At 62.7% G+C, this 16223-nt stretch carries 12 protein-coding genes, 1 tRNA gene and 6 pseudogenes; 17 read left to right on the top strand and 2 right to left on the bottom strand.

What is annotated here, in order from left to right:
- Positions 1 to 218 precede the first annotated feature (218 nt).
- From F1642_RS10940 to F1642_RS10965, 7 genes and pseudogenes are all read left to right on the top strand, one after another.
- Positions 219 to 467, top strand: coding sequence for a hypothetical protein (locus F1642_RS10940; protein ID WP_045999992.1), 249 nt, complete (start codon positions 219 to 221; stop codon positions 465 to 467).
- Positions 468 to 637: 170 nt separating this feature from the next.
- Positions 638 to 808 (top strand): hypothetical protein, encoded by a 171-nt coding sequence (locus F1642_RS10945; protein WP_157001307.1) that lies wholly within the window; start codon positions 638 to 640, stop codon positions 806 to 808.
- A gap of 695 nt (positions 809 to 1503) precedes the next feature.
- A pseudogene (locus F1642_RS15895) lies at positions 1504 to 2010 on the top strand (transposase); the annotation flags it as partial.
- A 72-nt stretch (positions 2011 to 2082) separates the two neighbouring features.
- Complete coding sequence (locus tag F1642_RS10950) at positions 2083 to 2322, top strand: hypothetical protein (RefSeq protein ID WP_046000324.1); 240 nt, start codon at positions 2083 to 2085, stop codon at positions 2320 to 2322.
- A 59-nt stretch (positions 2323 to 2381) separates the two neighbouring features.
- On the top strand, positions 2382 to 2963 hold the full coding sequence (locus tag F1642_RS10955; RefSeq protein ID WP_255522365.1) for an HNH endonuclease signature motif containing protein: 582 nt from the start codon (positions 2382 to 2384) through the stop codon (positions 2961 to 2963).
- Positions 2960 to 3535 (top strand): MT-A70 family methyltransferase, encoded by a 576-nt coding sequence (locus F1642_RS10960; RefSeq protein ID WP_045999994.1) that lies wholly within the window; start codon positions 2960 to 2962, stop codon positions 3533 to 3535. The genes F1642_RS10955 and F1642_RS10960 overlap by 4 nt, the downstream gene beginning before the upstream one ends.
- A 149-nt stretch (positions 3536 to 3684) precedes the next feature.
- Entirely contained in the window at positions 3685 to 4632 is a 948-nt protein-coding gene (locus F1642_RS10965) for a site-specific integrase (RefSeq protein WP_255522366.1), read from the top strand.
- Between the two features lie 150 nt (positions 4633 to 4782).
- On the opposite strand, the gene F1642_RS10970 is transcribed toward F1642_RS10965, so the two are convergent.
- Positions 4783 to 5622, bottom strand: a complete 840-nt coding sequence (locus F1642_RS10970; protein WP_194886224.1) for a deaminase — start codon at positions 5620 to 5622, stop codon at positions 4783 to 4785.
- Positions 5623 to 6712: 1090 nt separating this feature from the next.
- A tRNA-Arg gene (locus F1642_RS10975) sits at positions 6713 to 6789 on the bottom strand.
- A 110-nt stretch (positions 6790 to 6899) separates the two neighbouring features.
- Here F1642_RS10975 and F1642_RS10980 point away from each other — a divergent pair.
- The 10 genes and pseudogenes from F1642_RS10980 to F1642_RS11025 all read left to right on the top strand — a co-directional run bounded on the left by F1642_RS10980 (position 6900) and on the right by F1642_RS11025 (position 16119).
- Positions 6900 to 7925 carry a LacI family DNA-binding transcriptional regulator gene (locus tag F1642_RS10980; protein WP_045981069.1) on the top strand — a complete coding sequence of 342 codons (1026 nt, stop codon included), beginning with the start codon at positions 6900 to 6902 and terminating at the stop codon, positions 7923 to 7925.
- A gap of 44 nt (positions 7926 to 7969) precedes the next feature.
- A complete protein-coding gene (locus tag F1642_RS10985; protein ID WP_045981110.1) occupies positions 7970 to 8779 on the top strand; it encodes a S49 family peptidase in 810 nt (269 codons plus the stop codon).
- A 105-nt stretch (positions 8780 to 8884) separates the two neighbouring features.
- Positions 8885 to 9817, top strand: a complete 933-nt coding sequence (locus tag F1642_RS10990; RefSeq protein ID WP_045981070.1) for a calcium/sodium antiporter — start codon at positions 8885 to 8887, stop codon at positions 9815 to 9817.
- A complete protein-coding gene (locus tag F1642_RS10995) occupies positions 9814 to 10593 on the top strand; it encodes an SDR family oxidoreductase (RefSeq protein WP_276523039.1) in 780 nt (259 codons plus the stop codon). The genes F1642_RS10990 and F1642_RS10995 overlap by 4 nt, the downstream gene beginning before the upstream one ends.
- 300 nt (positions 10594 to 10893) lie before the next feature.
- Positions 10894 to 12732: pseudogene (gene uvrC, locus F1642_RS11000) on the top strand (excinuclease ABC subunit UvrC); the annotation flags it as partial.
- An 85-nt stretch (positions 12733 to 12817) separates the two neighbouring features.
- Positions 12818 to 13452: pseudogene (pgsA, locus tag F1642_RS11005) on the top strand (CDP-diacylglycerol--glycerol-3-phosphate 3-phosphatidyltransferase).
- Positions 13442 to 13694 (top strand): annotated as a pseudogene (moaD, locus tag F1642_RS11010) (molybdopterin converting factor subunit 1). Before pgsA ends, moaD begins: the two co-directional pseudogenes overlap by 11 nt.
- Positions 13694 to 14129: pseudogene (locus F1642_RS11015) on the top strand (molybdenum cofactor biosynthesis protein MoaE). The pseudogenes moaD and F1642_RS11015 overlap by 1 nt, the downstream one beginning before the upstream one ends.
- Before the next feature lie 40 nt (positions 14130 to 14169).
- On the top strand, positions 14170 to 14676 hold the full coding sequence (locus tag F1642_RS11020) for a hypothetical protein (protein WP_194886226.1): 507 nt from the start codon (positions 14170 to 14172) through the stop codon (positions 14674 to 14676).
- A gap of 71 nt (positions 14677 to 14747) precedes the next feature.
- Positions 14748 to 16119, top strand: a pseudogene (locus F1642_RS11025) (glutamate--cysteine ligase).
- The last annotated feature ends 104 nt before the right edge of the window (positions 16120 to 16223 follow it).

The following is a 16223-nucleotide window of genomic DNA, read 5'->3' on the forward strand; positions in this document are numbered from 1 at the left end:
ATACTTCGTTAACCATGCGCGCGTTGCCTGTGCCGCGTCGCCGGCAACGGATCCGCAACGGTCAAGTGGAGGACCGGGCGCTGTACGGTCGCGCGTCGCGCCAGCCTCCGCACGGCCAAGCGAACGTTGCGGTACCTGCCGGGCGGATCGCGGACCCATTCCCGCCATCGCGCGTTCGGATGAGGGCTGCACATAAGCAGGCCGACAAGGAGTTAACGATGACCCATGCAACACTGACCCTGGAAGACGGCCCCGAACTTTCGGGAGAGATCGTCGATACCGGTGGCGATTATATCCGGATCCGCACCACGACCAAGATGACGCAGGATCAGCTGGCACAATATGCCGAAGGCCTGATCGAGATCGGCGGCAAGATGCAGAAGGTGATGCTGGAAAGCGCGATCCCGCTTCCCGATGACGAGGAGGTCATCGAACTGACAATGCGCCGCTTCACGCCGTCCGCCTGACGCCGCAGGGGGAAGCGCCTTTTCGTGTGATGCGCAAGATGTTGCAGGGTCACAGATACCTTACTTGCCGGCATCCGTCGAAGCGTGGTGAATGCATTCCGTGCAAATTGTTAATGATCGATCCTTTACACCCCGCCACGTAATTTGACGCAGCAGCTGGAGAGATATCGTTGGCCCGACTGTTTACCGAGGATGAATTGCGCCTGATCGATGACGCGCTGTCGTCCTATCAGCACAACAGCGCCTATCGCACGGTCCGCGCAAAGGTTGCAGCGCTTGTAGCGGAGGATCAGCGCGACCGGATAGTCGTGATCCCCCTACCCAAGGTTCGGCATCCCTGATCATGCTATGCCGGCGTACATTAAGCCCTGCTAAAATATACTGTGCAATACATTCAAAGGGAACTTGTGTGTAAGGTAATTGTATGACGGCAACAGGCCAGGCGATAGGATCAAAAATAACAGTTTTTAAATGGTAAACGGGACTCACTAAATTTTTTTGGTTCTTACTTATATGTTCAGCTGTAAAAAGGGCTGGCGCCAGTCTAGGTATATTTTTATAGAATTTCTGATCATTGCGGCTTTGCTTGTCAATAAATTTTTAGAAATATTGATCTCATTTTAAGTAATTAATAATTATTCCTGGTGCGATTTTCTTTTTAAGCATCTTTAATTTAAAAGCCATGCTTATCTAACTGAGCGACGCAATGTTTAATATCTGAGTTGGCGCTGCTAATCTATCTAAGTATAATGATTTATGCATGGTTTTGTCATGGATTATGTTGGTGCGTGCTACTTAAGGGGTTCCTCAGCTTGATGGTAATGTGTGGCGCCATGTCGACCGTTAGACTTACGTTTCCTCCTTGTCGCTGTGGATTGGAAATCAGGCTTTGCTTTCGTGCGTATACTGCATAATAAAGATTTATGTTTTATTTATTGTATCTTGAGCCGCGGTGAAATGTGTCGCTTCCGCCGGCTCTGCTACACAAATTCTGCAAGGGATTTATCTTATGAACCCAGCTTGGTAACTGGGCTACATGAGCAATCCGACACCCCCAGTTTACAGGACCAGGAACTGGCCGGCCTGCAATGAAGCGCCCAAGCGCCCTAGTTCGCGACGATCTGGTTCGACCCCGAGGTGAACCGGAATGCCGCGCCATCAGGCAAGTGTGACCGCCAATAGGTCTACGACGATACCGTCATCCATACTTGTCTGATGATGAAGGATCTGTTCGGCATGGCATTACGGCAGATCGAGCCATCGAAACGACACTGGTCCGAGTGATCTTGGCGAGTGGCTTCTTCTAGAGCCTGTTGCATCTCATGGGTTCTAATTGAGCTATGCCGGAGTTCGGCACGCTATTGCGCAGCCAGAGGACGCTGGCCGTGAATAGCCCATATCGTGGCCCCAACGGCCCGCTACACCTGATGATCGATAGCACGGCGTCAAGGTCGAGGGTGAGGGCGAGTGGAACCCACGCAAGCATGGGGAGGATTACCGGACGGCGCGGCAGTGGCACCCCGGTCATGCAGGGCACACCGAAGACATTCAGCATGGACGAAGAGTTGGCCGCTATGGACGGCGGGCGCGGCTACGATGGCGAGGAGCTGGTGGCATGAAGAACAAGCTTGGAGATCTCAACAATCACCTGTTTGCCGCCCTAGAGCGTCTGTCCGATGAGGATATGACGGCCGAGCAGATCGAGCAGGAGGCCAAGCGGGCGTCGGCGATCGTTGCGGTGGCCGACACCATCATCAGCAATGCGGACACGCAGTTGAAGGCAGCCAAGCTATGGGCGGAACATGGTCAGCAGATCATGCCCATGCTGCCGCAGATTGGGCGGGCCGAAACATGAAAGGTCGAGCTATTGTTTATCTACCCAAGGAGCTGGCATGGATAGAGGCCCGCAAGGATATGCCGCGCGCCGAACTGCATGCCCTGTTCTGTGCCTATTGGCAGCGGAACGATGTGCTCCTCGGCGCCTTCAAGAACCTGTGCAAGCGCAAGCGCTGGATGACCGGCCGCACCGGATGCTTCAGCAAGGGACAGGTGCCGTTCAACAAGGGCAAACCGATGTCGCCGGAGGTGCGCGCCAAGTGTCTGGCTACGACGTTCAAGGCCGGACAGCTCCCGCACAATTATCGTGGCCCTGGTCACGAACGCGTCGACAGCAAGGAGGGCTACGTCATCATGATCGTGGCCGAGAAAAACCCTTGGACGGGCGCCGATACCCGCCCGGTGCACAAACACCGCTATCTTTGGGAGCAGATTAATGGCCCGGTCCCGGAGGGGCACGTTCTGAAATGCCTGGACGGCGATAAGAAGAACTGCGCCCCGGAAAATTGGGAAGCCATACCGCAGGCCTTGTTGCCACGGCTGAACGCCCGCTGGTCAGGCGTCAAATACGACGATGCTGCGCCTGAACTGAAACCCGCAGTGATGACCGTGGCAAAGTTGGACCATGCAGCACGGCTGGCACGGGCCAGCAGGAAATGACCACCGTCCTGCACCAGTTCAACAACTTGAGGCCCTTCGGCGGCTTCGACCTAATCATGGCCGACCCGCCTTGGCGGTATGAGATGCGGTCGGAGAAAGGCGAGACGCGGTCGCCTCAGGCCAAGTACGCCTGCATGTCGATCGACGAGATCGCCGCACTGCCCGTCGCGGCATTGGCCGCGCCAAACTGCCTGCTGTGGCTATGGGGCCTGAACACGATGCTGCCTCAGGCCCTGGCAGTGATCGAGGCCTGGGGCTTCGAGTATAAGACGTCGGGCCACTGGGTGAAGACGACCGTGAACGGCAAGCTGAACATGGGTATGGGCTACATCCTGCGCGGTGCTGGCGAGCCGTTCCTGATCGGCACGCGCGGCGCGCCGAAGACGACCAGCTCGACCAGTTCCGTCATCATGGGCCAGATCCGCGAGCATAGCCGCAAGCCGGAGGAGGCCTTCGCCGCGGCCGAAAAGCTGATGCCCGACGCGCGGCGTATCGAGGTGTTCAGCCGGCAGAGGCGGGCAGGGTGGTCGAACTGGGGACACGAGTCCGAGAAATTCGAGGAGGCCAGCTGATGGCGAGACCATACACCCCCGAGCTGCTGGCGGAGCGTTGGGATTGCAGCGCCGAGACTGTCCGGGCCATGGTGCGCAGCGGGACGTTGCCAGCGTTCCGAGTCGGAAAAAGTGATGCGCATCACGGCCAGGGCGGTAGAGGACTACGAATGCGGGATTACAGGATCGGACGACTCAAGGGCCGGTTCGTCGTCATGTGGAACGACGACGGAGGAAGCCGGCGACGTTATCGCCTTGAGGCACACACGCAGAAAGATGCTGAGCGCGAAGCGCGCGACCTAATCCTGCGGCAGACGGCACCCGCTAAGGGCCTCCTCGTTTCACAGCTATGGGCCGCTTATCAGGAAGAGGTCGCAGGCCGCCGCCAAGAATCAAAGTTGGCCCAGACAGGCAAGAACGTCCTTCCAGTATTCGGGCACCTCAGTCCTGACCAGATCAGCATCGAGGACTGCCGGCGCTTCATCGCGAACCGCCGCCAGGCAGGGCGCAAGGATGCGACGATCCGGACGGAGCTTGGCTGCCTCCGGACAGCTCTGACATGGGCCGTTAAGGCGAAGCTAATCCGCAATGCGCCACGGATCGAAATGCCGCAGACGCCGCCACCGCGTGAGCGGTATCTGGACCGCGACGAGGTCGCACGGCTATTGACCGCTTGCGGGGATCCCCACATTCGTCTTGTGGTGCTGCTGATGCTGACGACGGCGGGCCGGATCGGCGCGCTTCTGGAACTGACATGGGATCGTGTGGATCTGGATCGCCGACTGATCAAGCTGGCAACGAATGACATCGGACCGCGCAAGGGCAGGGCCACGGTACCGATCAACGACACCCTTATGGCGGCCCTTCAGACTGCAGACAAGGCGGCAATTTCTGCCTATGTGATCGAATGGGGCGGGCGGAAGGTTAGCTCGATCAAGACGGGCTTCAATGCGGCAGTAAAGCGGGCAGGGATCGACCACTGCACCCCTCATGATCTGCGACGGACTGCTGGTCGTTTCATGGCCGAGGCAGGGGTGCCTATGGAGGAGATCGGCGCAGTACTTGGGTCACACAAATCCGGCAATTACCCGGTCAACCTACGCCCGATTCTCGCCTGAGTACCTCCGTTCAGCTGCGAGCGCCTTGGAGATGTGACTTTCGGGGCGCGACCAGCTTGTTAAGTGCGGGAAGCGCTCAAGCCATCGCTAACCTTATTAAGAGTTAATTTGAATTCCTTCAGTGCGCCGGGCTCAATCATTATATGGGTGCTAATTAGCTGATTTACCATCGGCTTCGGCTTGTCGAAAGTGCCATGGCTTTATGTTGTTGTTTTCGTCTCGCCTCTTTCTGGGTTTGTCGAAGATTTCTCTGTACCGCGCAGGGGAAATTCCATGAAAATGTTCAAGGATTACACGGTCACTTGATTTAGTGTATGTTGTAAGGGCGTCGCCATTTAATTCAATTGCTTTACTCTTCGCATACGGCTCGATGTATACGATCCGTTTGATGCCAGACGCGATGATATGCTTTGCGCAGTTGTGGCACGGAAAAGTGGTAACATAGATCGTTGCACCTTTCACGGAGCGCCCAATTCTTGCTGCGTCCATCAGTGCTGACATTTCGGCGTGTGTCATCCGGCCAAATTCGGTCAAGTCCGAAATTGGAGATGCTTTAAGAAGTTGAGATAACTCAGAGGTGCCAAGGATCTTTTCGGGATCACATTGGACCATAGAGTGTTTCGACAGGGCATGGATAAAATCGTGAATTATCCGGTTGGTTTCCAGCTTGTTTGATTCGAACCGGCGCTCAATGTCGCGCTGCGGGTTTTCGTCTTCTCCCCAATAATTCCCTCCGTTGGCCTTAGGAACTTCGTTACACCCTAAGGTGATCACGTCTCCATCCGAGGAGACGATCGCAGCGCCAACTTGGCGAGACAGATCTAGCGTTCGAAGAGATGCCGCTTTTGCAAGATAAGCGCCGAATTCGTCCTTCGTCGGGCTTATGTAGTTTGACCCGAAGAAGGCATCGATGAACCGCCCGACCTGAGAATGTATCTTGGTCGCACTTCCCCCGACGAACACGTCGCCGGAGTGATATGTATCGAGCATGCGCTGGCCAAAGGTCTCTTGCGGCCTCGTTCTTGTCCTTGTGAATTAGGCTACGGGCTTTTCGTTCGCGCTCGTCTTGAGGGAGATATGGATCTTCTTTCCCGATTATGCCTTGCACTGCGGTTAGTTGCTCAGCTTCATCGGCAGAGACGGAGACTTGTATAAATTTCTCCCCGTAGACTTTTCGCAGCAGCTCGATTTCTTGCGATCGCTTCAGTTGTCTAATAACAAATGCCGTTCCATTTGCTGGAGTATCCGCGATCAATGACGGATCCAATCCGGTTTCTTTATTCCGCTCCAGCCTGTGCCGACCAATAAATAGAACTGCAATCTTTGCCAGAAAATCTTTTTCACCTGAAAGAGAAACAATGTTGTTAAGTTCGGTGATTTTCTGCTCGTATCGTCCCTGCGAAACTTCGGCTGCTTGAGGGATAACTTCTCCTACAGCTTTCGTAATATGCACTAGCTTTGTTTGATAGCCAAAGCGCGTAAGGTGGGTGTCAAGGGCATCTTGCGCCGCATCTATATTGCACCCGATCGGGCCGACCAGGACCAAAAATTAATTCGGGTTTATAGGCTAGTTCTTCGTCGGGCAAAGGATGCATGGGAGGGAACTTTTTGATTGGAGAATTCTTGGTAAGAACGGTCACAAGATCTTTGTGCGCCACGACGTACGAGCTTGCTCAGAATGCTTGTCAACGTCAACAGTGCAGGCTACGCTCAATGCTGATACTTCGAGGTGGGACTCCAGATAATGGCAAATGAAAACAACGCTTCTGGCGATCATAGGAACGACTCTGTAGTACTGGACCAGATGCTCGAGCAGATCCTTGAGCGCTCAGAGAGAGTGACGGCTGGACAGGCGCTCCAGACGCGTAATACCTTCAATGTCTTCCTGACGCCTGATCGAGATGAACGCGGTGGATGGCCAATGTTTGGCTGACCCCGTACCACTTTGACATGTCGGAAGAGGCGCTTGGCACATAGCTCGGCGCCTCTTCTTTTGCTTGATCACACGGTGCGCAAGCAGCTACTTGGTTCAAGAAACCAAAGAGCAACCCCCAACGCGCTTAGAAGGCCTATTGATTGTTGGTGACCCCGACAGGACTCGAACCTGTAACCTGCCCCTTAGGAGGGGGCTGCTCTATCCAGTTGAGCCACGGGGCCTGCCGGGCATGCATACTCAAACCGGGGGGCGCTTGGCAAGCGGCGGCAGGGGCGGTTGTGGGCCGGTCTGTCCTTCGCTAACATCGGCCATCCACAGATCGGAACGCCCCATGCTGCCCATTCGACCGCGCCGCCCCCTGACCCTCAGAGACGTCTCCGAGGCGTCGGGCGTCTCGGAGATGACCGTCAGCCGGGTCCTGCGCAACCGGGGCGACGTGTCGGCGGCCACGCGTGAAAAGGTGCTGACCGCGGCCAAGACGCTTGGCTATGTTCCCAACAAGATCGCGGGCGGACTGGCCAGCCAGCGGGTCAACCTGGTCGCCGTGGTCATCCCGTCGCTGTCGAACCTGGTCTTTCCCGACGTGCTGGGCGGCATTTCGGCGGAGCTGGACGATACCGGCCTGCAGCCGGTGATCGGTGTCACCAACTATTCCCCCGCGCGCGAGGAGATGGTGCTGTACGACATGCTGTCCTGGCGGCCCTCGGGCGTGATCCTGGCGGGGCTGGAGCACAGCAAGGCGGCGCGCGCGATGCTGCAGAATTCCGGTCTGCCGGTGGTCGAGATCATGGATGTCGACGGCGAGGGGATCGACACACTGGTCGGCATCTCTCATATCCGCGCCGGGCGCGAAATGGCCGACCGCATCCTGGCGGCGGGCTATCGCCGCATCGGTTTCGTGGGCACCCACATGCCCGAGGATCACCGCGCCCGCAAACGCCTGCTGGGCTTCGAGGAGGGGCTCGCCGCCGCCGGCGTCCAGCTGGAGGCGCGCGAGTACTATCAGGGCGGATCGTCCCTGCTGAAGGGGCGTGAGCTGACCGAGCGCATTCTGACCCGCGCGCCGGACCTCGATTTCCTGTATTTCTCGAACGACATGATCGGGGCAGGGGGGCTGCTGCACTGCATCGACCGCGGCTATGACGTGCCCGGCAGGCTGGGGCTGGCGGGGTTCAACGGGGTCGACCTGCTGGACGGGTTGCCGATGCGCCTGGCCACCACGGATGCACGGCGCGTCGATGTTGGGCGGCGCGCGGCGCGGCTGGTGTCGGGCAAGGACGCGGCGCCCGACAACCGCATCATCGCGCTGACCCCGACCTTTTTGCCCGGCGACACGATCCGCGACATCCCCGCCTGACGTCCTGCCTTGTGGGCCGCCCCCGCGCGGCCTATCTGTGGGCGATGCGTATTCCCGTCGTCTCTCGCCTGCTGTCCCGCAAGCCCCGCGTCGCGGTCATCCGCCTGTCCGGCACCATCGGTGGTGCGGGGCGCGGTGGCGGCCTGAACGATGCGGCCCTTGCCCCCGTGATCGAACGCGCGTTCCGGCGCGGCAAGCCCCTGGCCGTGGCGTTGATCATCAATTCGCCGGGCGGGTCGCCCGTGCAGTCGTCGCTGATCGCGGCGCGCATCCGCAGGCTGGCGGATGAGACCGACATTCCCGTCCATGCCTTCGTCGAGGACGTGGCCGCATCGGGTGGCTATTGGCTGGCCTGCGCGGCCGACGACATCTGGGCGGACGAAAGCTCGATCCTGGGGTCGATCGGGGTGATCTCGGCCGGGTTCGGGTTCGACCAGCTGATCCAGCGATGGGGCATCGAACGCCGCGTCCACACGGCCGGCACGTCGAAATCGACGCTGGACCCGTTCCGCCCGCAGGATCCCGACGACGTGGCCCGCCTGCACGCGATCCTCGAACCGATCCATCAGGCGTTCAAGGACCATGTCCGCGCCCGACGCGGCACCCGCCTGAACGCCGAACGCGACCTGTTTACCGGAGAGTTCTGGGCGGGGCTGGAATCCGTGCGCCTGGGGCTGGCCGACGGCATCGCTCATCCGGTCCCGCGGCTCAAGGCGCTGTACGGCGACAAGATCCGCTTCGAGGTGCACGGCATGCGCCGGCCGCTGCTGCGCCGCCTGGGCCTGTCCGCCGACCTTCTGATGGACGCGGCCGAGGATCGCGCCGCCTTCCAGCGGTTCGGCACCCGCGGATGATGCTGCGCATCGTCCTCCTGTTCCTGCTGGTCATGGTCGTCGTCGCCCTGCTGCGCGGACCGGGCCTGCGCCGTTTTCTGAAAAAATTCCTGGGGATCGACCATCGTGATCGTTGAACTGCTTCTGGTGCTGGGCGGACTGGCCCTTCTGGTTCTGGGGGGCGACCTGCTGGTCAAGGGCGCCGTCGGGCTGTCGCTGAAACTGGGCATGACGCCCTTGGTCGTGGGCCTGACCGTCGTGGCCTTCGGCACATCGGCGCCCGAGCTGCTGGTGTCGCTGTCGGCGGCGCTGAAGGGGTCCAGCGGCATCGCCATGGGCAATGTCGTTGGTTCGAACATCGCCAACGTGCTGGTGATCCTGGGCGTGACCGCGCTGGTGTCGGTGATCGTCACCAAGGGGCACGACCTGCGCGAAAGCTGGGGGATGATGATCGCGGCCTCGCTGCTGCTGATCGGCATCGCCCTGACCGGAGAGATAGGGCGCCTTGAGGGCGTGATCCTGCTGCTGGCGCTGGCCGCGGTCCTGTGGCGGCAGCTGTCCACCGGCCGCGCCGAGGAGACGCAGGCCGACGGCGTGGACGGCGCGACCCTGGGCGCGGGCTGGGGGCGCATTGCGGTCTGGCTGGGCCTGGGCCTGGTGCTGCTGCCGGTCGGGGCGAACCTGCTGGTCAATGGCGCGACCGACATCGCCCGCGCCTTCGGCATCAGCGAGACCGTGATCGGGCTGACGCTGGTCGCGATCGGCACGTCGTTGCCGGAACTGGCGGCCTCGGTCGCATCCGCGCTGAAGGGTCGGGCGGACATGGCGCTTGGCAACGTGGTCGGCTCGAACATCTTCAACATCCTGGCCATCCTGGGGATCACCGCGGTTATCTCTCCGCTGCCCATCCCGCCCGAAATGCTGCGGCTGGATTTGTGGGTGATGCTGGGCGCGGCCCTGCTGCTGTTCCCGTTCCTGTTCCGCGGCATCAGCCTGACGCGGCCGGTGGGGGCGCTGTTCGTGGCGGGCTATGCCGCCTATGCTTGGGTGCTGCTGTGACGGGCGTCGCGCTGGTCACGGGGGCGGCCCGCCGCCTTGGCCGCGCGATGACGCTGGAACTGGCGCGGCGCGGCCATGACGTGGCGATCCACTATGCCGGTTCGGCCGACGATGCCGAGCGCACGGCCGCTGACGCACGCGCCCTGGGCGTGCGGGCGCAGACCTTCCAGGTCGACCTGCTGGACGCAGATGCGACCGCCGCGCTGGTCCCGGACGTCGCATCGGCGATGGGGCCGCTGACCGTGCTGGTCAACAACGCCTCGATCTTCGAATACGACACGATGCGCAGCGCGACGATGCAGGGTTGGGACCGGCACCTGGGGTCGAACCTTCGCGCGCCCTTCCAGTTGATGCAGGCCTTTGCCGCGCAATGCCCCAAGGCCCGCACGGACGAGAACGGCGAGCCTCAGGCCGCGGGCCTGGTGGTGAACATGGTCGATCAGCGGGTTCTGAAGCCCACGCCAGAGTTCATGACCTATTCCATCGCCAAGGCCGCGCTGTGGTCGCTGACGCGCACCGCGGCACAGGCCCTGGCACCCGACATCCGCGTGAACGCCATCGGTCCCGGTCCGACCCTGCAGGGCGCCCGCCAGAGCGACCGCCATTTCGCCGCCCAGAGGGCTGCGACGGTGCTGGGCAGGGGGGCGGATGCTCAGGGGATCACCGACGCCCTGGGGTACTTCCTGGACGCGCGTGCGGTCACCGGACAGCTGATCTGCGTCGATGGCGGACAGCATCTGGGGTGGCGCACGCCCGACGTCCTGGGGCCGGAATAGGCCCGATCCGGAACGATCGGATCATTTTGTCCACGGCACCCCGGCAGACCCCTGCAAGATGCGGATTCTGCAAGATTTTTCTGTCCACAATGGGCCTGAATAAAAATTATCAAGCAATAACAATGCCATTGCGATCTGCCTAAAATAAGGGCAACTTCACGGAACTGTAACGATTGCTGGCCCTGTGGGGTCATCCTCACAGCCCACCCACAGAATTATCCACAGATTCCGTGGAAAGCTTCCTTCTTGCCTTCGGTCCCCGGAACTTGCAGCGGGCCCGAGAATCACCAAGTTCACGTCATGACCCAGAAAACCGGCCACGCCCTCATCCAGGATTACCTTCGCACGCTGGACAGCAGTCCCGGCGTCTATCGCATGCTGGATGCCCAGCAGGCGGTTCTTTACGTGGGCAAGGCGCGCGACCTGCGGGCGCGGGTGTCGAACTATGCCCGGCCGTCGGGCCATTCGGGGCGCATCGCGCGGATGATCCGCGAGACGGCGTCGATGATGTTCCTGACCACGAACACCGAGACCGAGGCGCTGCTCTTGGAGCAGAACCTGATCAAGCAGCTCAAGCCGCGCTACAACGTGCTTCTGCGCGACGACAAGTCGTTCCCGAACATCCTGGTGGCCAAGTCCCACGACTATCCCCAGATCAAGAAGCATCGCGGCGCGAAGTCGGAAAAGGGCGACTATTACGGCCCCTTTGCCAGCGCGGGGGCTGTCAACCGCACGCTGACCCAGCTGCAGCGCGTGTTCCTGCTGAGGAACTGCACCGACAGCGTGTTCGAGAGCCGCACACGCCCCTGCCTGCTGTTCCAGATCAAGCGGTGCAGCGCGCCCTGCGTGGGCCGCATCAGCGCGCCCGACTACAATGCGCTGGTCAATGACGCGGAACGGTTCCTGCAGGGCAAGACCACGACCATCCAGTCCGACCTGGCGACCGAGATGGCCCGCGCGGCCGAGAACATGGAGTATGAGCGCGCGGCCGCCCTGCGTGACCGCATCAAGGCGCTGACCGCGGTGCAGTCGGTGCAGGCGATCAACCCCAAGGGCGTGGCCGAGGCCGACATCGTGGCCCTGCACATGGAGGGGGGGCAGGCCTGCGTGCAGGTCTTCTTCATCCGCGGCAATCAAAGCTGGGGGAACCGCGATTTCTATCCGCGCCTTGGCGGGGCGGAGAGCCCGGACGAGGTGATGCAGGCCTTCCTGATGCAGTTCTATGACAACACCCCGCCGCCGCGCCAGATCCTGCTGTCCCACCCGCCCGAGGATCCGGACCTGACCGCGGATGTCCTGTCCGAGCGCGCCCGCCGCAAGGTCGAGGTGGCCGTTCCGCTGCGCGGCGAGAAGTCCGACCTGGTGACCAACGCGCTGCGCAACGCGCGCGAAAGCCTGGCCCGCCGCATGTCCGAAAGCGCGACCCAGCTGCGCCTGCTGGAGGGCCTGGCCGAGGCCTTCGATCTGCCCGCGCCCCCGCGCCGGATCGAGGTCTATGACAACAGCCACATCATGGGCACCAACGCGGTCGGCGGCATGATCGTCGCCGGGCCGGACGGCTGGATCAAGAACCAGTACCGCAAGTTCAACATCAAGGGCACCGAGATCACTCCCGGCGACGACTTCGGCATGATGAAGGAGGTGCTGACGCGCCGCTTCACCCGTCTGCTGAAGGACGATCCCGACCGCCAGACCGAGGCCTGGCCGGACCTGCTGCTGATCGACGGCGGCGCGGGGCAGGTTTCGGCCGTCCACGAGATCATGGCCGAACTGGGCGTCGAGGACATCCCGATGATCGGCGTCGCCAAGGGCCAGGACCGCGACCACGGCAAGGAGGAGTTCCACCGCCACGGCCAGCGCCCCTTCGCGCTGCGCATGAACGACCCGGTCCTGTACTTCGTCCAGCGCCTGCGCGACGAGGCGCACCGCTGGGCCATCGGCACTCACCGCGCCAAGCGCGCGAAATCGCAGATGGCCAACCCCTTGGACGAGATCGCGGGCATCGGCGCGTCGCGCAAGCGCGCCCTGCTGCAGCATTTCGGCAGCGCCAAGGCCGTGGGCCGCGCCGGGCTGACCGATTTGCAGGCGGCGCCGGGCATTTCCGCGGCGATGGCGCAAAAGGTCTATGACCACTTCAACGCCAAGGATGACAGGTCCGGATCACAGCTTCGCCAGCGGCGCGTTGGCCCTTTCCAACGCCCGCGGCAGGGACTAGCGTGCGGCCATGCGTTGGAACCTTCCGAATATCCTGACCCTTCTGCGTCTGCTGGCGGCCCCCGGGGTCCCGCTGATGTTTCTGTACTTCCACAGGCCCTGGGCCGACTGGGCGGCGCTGGCGCTGTTCATGGGGCGCGGCGATCACCGACTGGATCGACGGCTATCTGGCCCGCGCCTGGAAACAGGAAAGCCGCTTTGGCGCCGCGATGGACCCGATCGCGGACAAGGCCATGGTGGTCATCGCGCTGGTGGTCATCACCGGGTATTCCGGGATGAACCCCTGGCTGATCCTGCCGGTGACGATCATCCTGTTCCGCGAGGTGTTCGTGTCCGGCCTGCGCGAATACCTGGGCGACAAATCGCGCCTGCTGGCGGTGACCAAGCTTGCGAAATGGAAGACGACCCTGCAGATGGTCGCCATCTCGATCCTGTTCCTGGCCACGGGCCTGGCCTATGTCGAACACGGCCTGGCCCCCCGCGTGGGCGAGGTCGGGCTGATCTGGTCGGGCAGCTGGGCGGCGCTTGCCACCTATGCCGGCCTGGACGCTGATCTGGATCGCCGCGGCGCTGACGGCCTGGACGGGCTGGGACTATTTCATCAAGGCGCTGCCCTATCTGAAGGATTCCCGTCGTGACGGTTGAGGTCCTGTATTTCGCCTGGCTGCGCGAACGCATCGGCCACCCCCGCGAAACCGTGCAGACGGGAGGCAGCGACCCCGCGCGCGCTGATCGCCGAACTGGTCGCACAGTCTGACGGGCATGCCGCGGCCTTTGGCGACATCGCGGCCCTGCGCTGCGCCGTGGACCAGCAGCTGACCGATCTGGACGCGCCCCTGGCCGGCGCCCGCGAGGTCGCGTTCTTCCCGCCGATGACGGGCGGCTGATGAGCGCCCGCGTCCAGTCCGACCCCTTCGATCTGGCGTCCGAACTTTCGGGCTTTGGCGCGGGGGCCGGGGCGGGTCGTCACCTTCACCGGCATCGTGCGCGACGACGGCGGCATGCTGGACGCGCTGGAGATCGAGCATTACCCCGGCATGACCGAACGCGCGCTGACCGATCACGGTCTGGCCGCCGCATCGCGCTTTGGGCTGGCCGACTGGCGCATCGTTCATCGCCACGGCCGCATCCCGGTGGGGGGACAGATCATGATGGTCGCCACCGCCGCCCGCCATCGCCGTGCGGCATTCGACGCGGCCGACTTCCTGATGGACTGGCTGAAATCCCGCGCCCCCTTCTGGAAACGCGAGATCGCGCGCGACGGCACCACAGGCTGGGTCGCCGCCCGCCCCGAGGACGAGGATGCGCTGACCCGGTGGTGAACGTCTTCGTCATCCGAATACCCATGCCCGGCCGCCACCCGTGATCCGGCCTGCCCTGCGCGTCCTGCTGCGCACCCATTCCGAACTGCTGATCTTTGCGGCGCTGGCCCTGGCCGCGCTGTGGGTGGCATTTTGGGGTGGCTGGTTCTTTGCGGTCCTGGGCGGGGCTGGGGCATTGGTTGCGGCCAGCCTGGCCTTGGGGGCACTGCGCCGCACGCCGTTTCGCCGCCCCGTCGCCGCCCCCGGCGTGGTCGAGATCGTCGAAGGGGCGATCCGCTATTACGGCGCGACTGACATGGGCGGAGAGATCCCCCTGCGCGACCTGATCGAGATCCGCCTGCTGCGGCTGGACGGCCATGCGCATTGGCGCCTGCGCAGCCAATCGGGCGAGGCGTTGCTGATCCCCGCCGACGCGGCGGGGGCCGGGGCGCTGGCCGATGCTTTCACCGCGCTGCCCGGTCTGGACATGGGCGCGGTGTCGGCGGCACTGGCGCAGGTGGCCCGACAGCAGGACGCGATGCGCACCGTTTGGCGGAGGCCGGGCTGAGGCGGCTTGACTTGGCCCGTCCGCGTTGCCACCTGTGACCGACCGGAAACCCTTGAAAGGCCTCATCGTCCATGTCCATTCCCCAGCAGGGCGGAGGCCCCATCGAACATCGTGACCAGCTGGCCGCCTATATCGCCAGCGGCGAGAAGCCGAAGGACGCCTGGCGCATCGGCGTCGAGCACGAGAAGTTCGGCTATGACGACGCGCGCAAGATGCCGCTGCCCTATGAGGGTCCCGTGTCGATCACGGCCATGCTGGAGGGGTTGCGCGACCGCTTCAACTGGACCCCGGTCCTGGAGGCCGGCAAGCTGATCGGGCTGGAGCGCGACGGCGCCAATGTCAGCCTGGAGCCCGGCGGCCAGCTGGAACTGTCCGGTGCGCCCCTTGAGACGATCCACCAGACCTGCGACGAGGTGAACGGCCACCTGGCCGAGGTCGAGGCCGTCGCCGCCGATATCGGCGCGGGCTTCATCGGCCTGGGTGCGGCGCCGATCTGGGGCCAGGATGACATGCCGATGATGCCCAAGGGGCGGTATCGGCTGATGACCGACTATATGGGTCGGGTGGGCACGCTGGGCACGCAGATGATGTACCGGACCTGCACGGTGCAGGTGAACCTGGATTTCGCGTCCGAGGCCGACATGGTCCAGAAGATGCGCGTGGCCCTGGCGCTGCAGCCGGTGGCCACCGCGCTGTTCGCCAATTCGCCCTTCCTGGACGGCAAGCCCAACGGGATGAAATCCTGGCGCGCGCATATCTGGCAGAACCTGGATGCGGCGCGGACCGGCATGCTGCCCTTCGTCTTCGAGGAGGGGTTCGGCTATGAGGCCTGGGTGGACTACGTCTTTGGACGTGCCCATGTATTTCGTCTATCGCGACGGGAAGTACATCGACGCCCTGGGCCAGAGCTTCCGCGATTTCCTGAAGGGCCAGCTGCCGGCCCTGCCGGGCGAGGTGCCGACCCTGTCGGACTGGGCCGATCACATGACCACCGTGTTCCCCGAGGCGCGCGTCAAGAAGTACATCGAGATGCGCGGGGCCGATGGCGGCCCGTGCGCAGGCTGTGCGCGCTGCCTGCGCTGTGGGTCGGGCTGACCTATGATCAGGGGGCGCTGGATGCGGCTTGGGACCTGGTCAAGGGATGGGACGCCGAGACCCGCGAGGCGCTGCGCCGGTCGCGGGTCGTGACGGCCTGCAGGCGCAGGGCGGGGGGCGTGAGGATGCACGACCTGGCCCGCGAGGTTCTGGCCATTGCCGAGGGCGGGCTGAAGGCCCGCGCCCGGTCGGGGAAACGACGGCCTGGTCCCCGACGAGACGCATTTCCTGAACGCGCTGAAGGAAAGCGTCGACAGCGGCAAGGTCCCCGCCGACGAGTTGCTGGAGAAGTATCGCGGCGCCTGGAACGGCGACCTGACGCGGATCTACGACGAATATTCCTACTGATCACCGATTGCGTCCCGCGACGTGCCGGGGGGACGTCCCGTCCCCCGGACCCCCCTTGGGGTGTCCCGCATGCCGGATGCCGACGCACGCGAGTGTGAGCCGCG

It is taken from the genome of Paracoccus sp. NBH48 (genome assembly GCF_015390265.1).
In the GTDB taxonomy this organism is placed as follows: Bacteria; Pseudomonadota; Alphaproteobacteria; order Rhodobacterales; family Rhodobacteraceae; genus Paracoccus; species Paracoccus marcusii.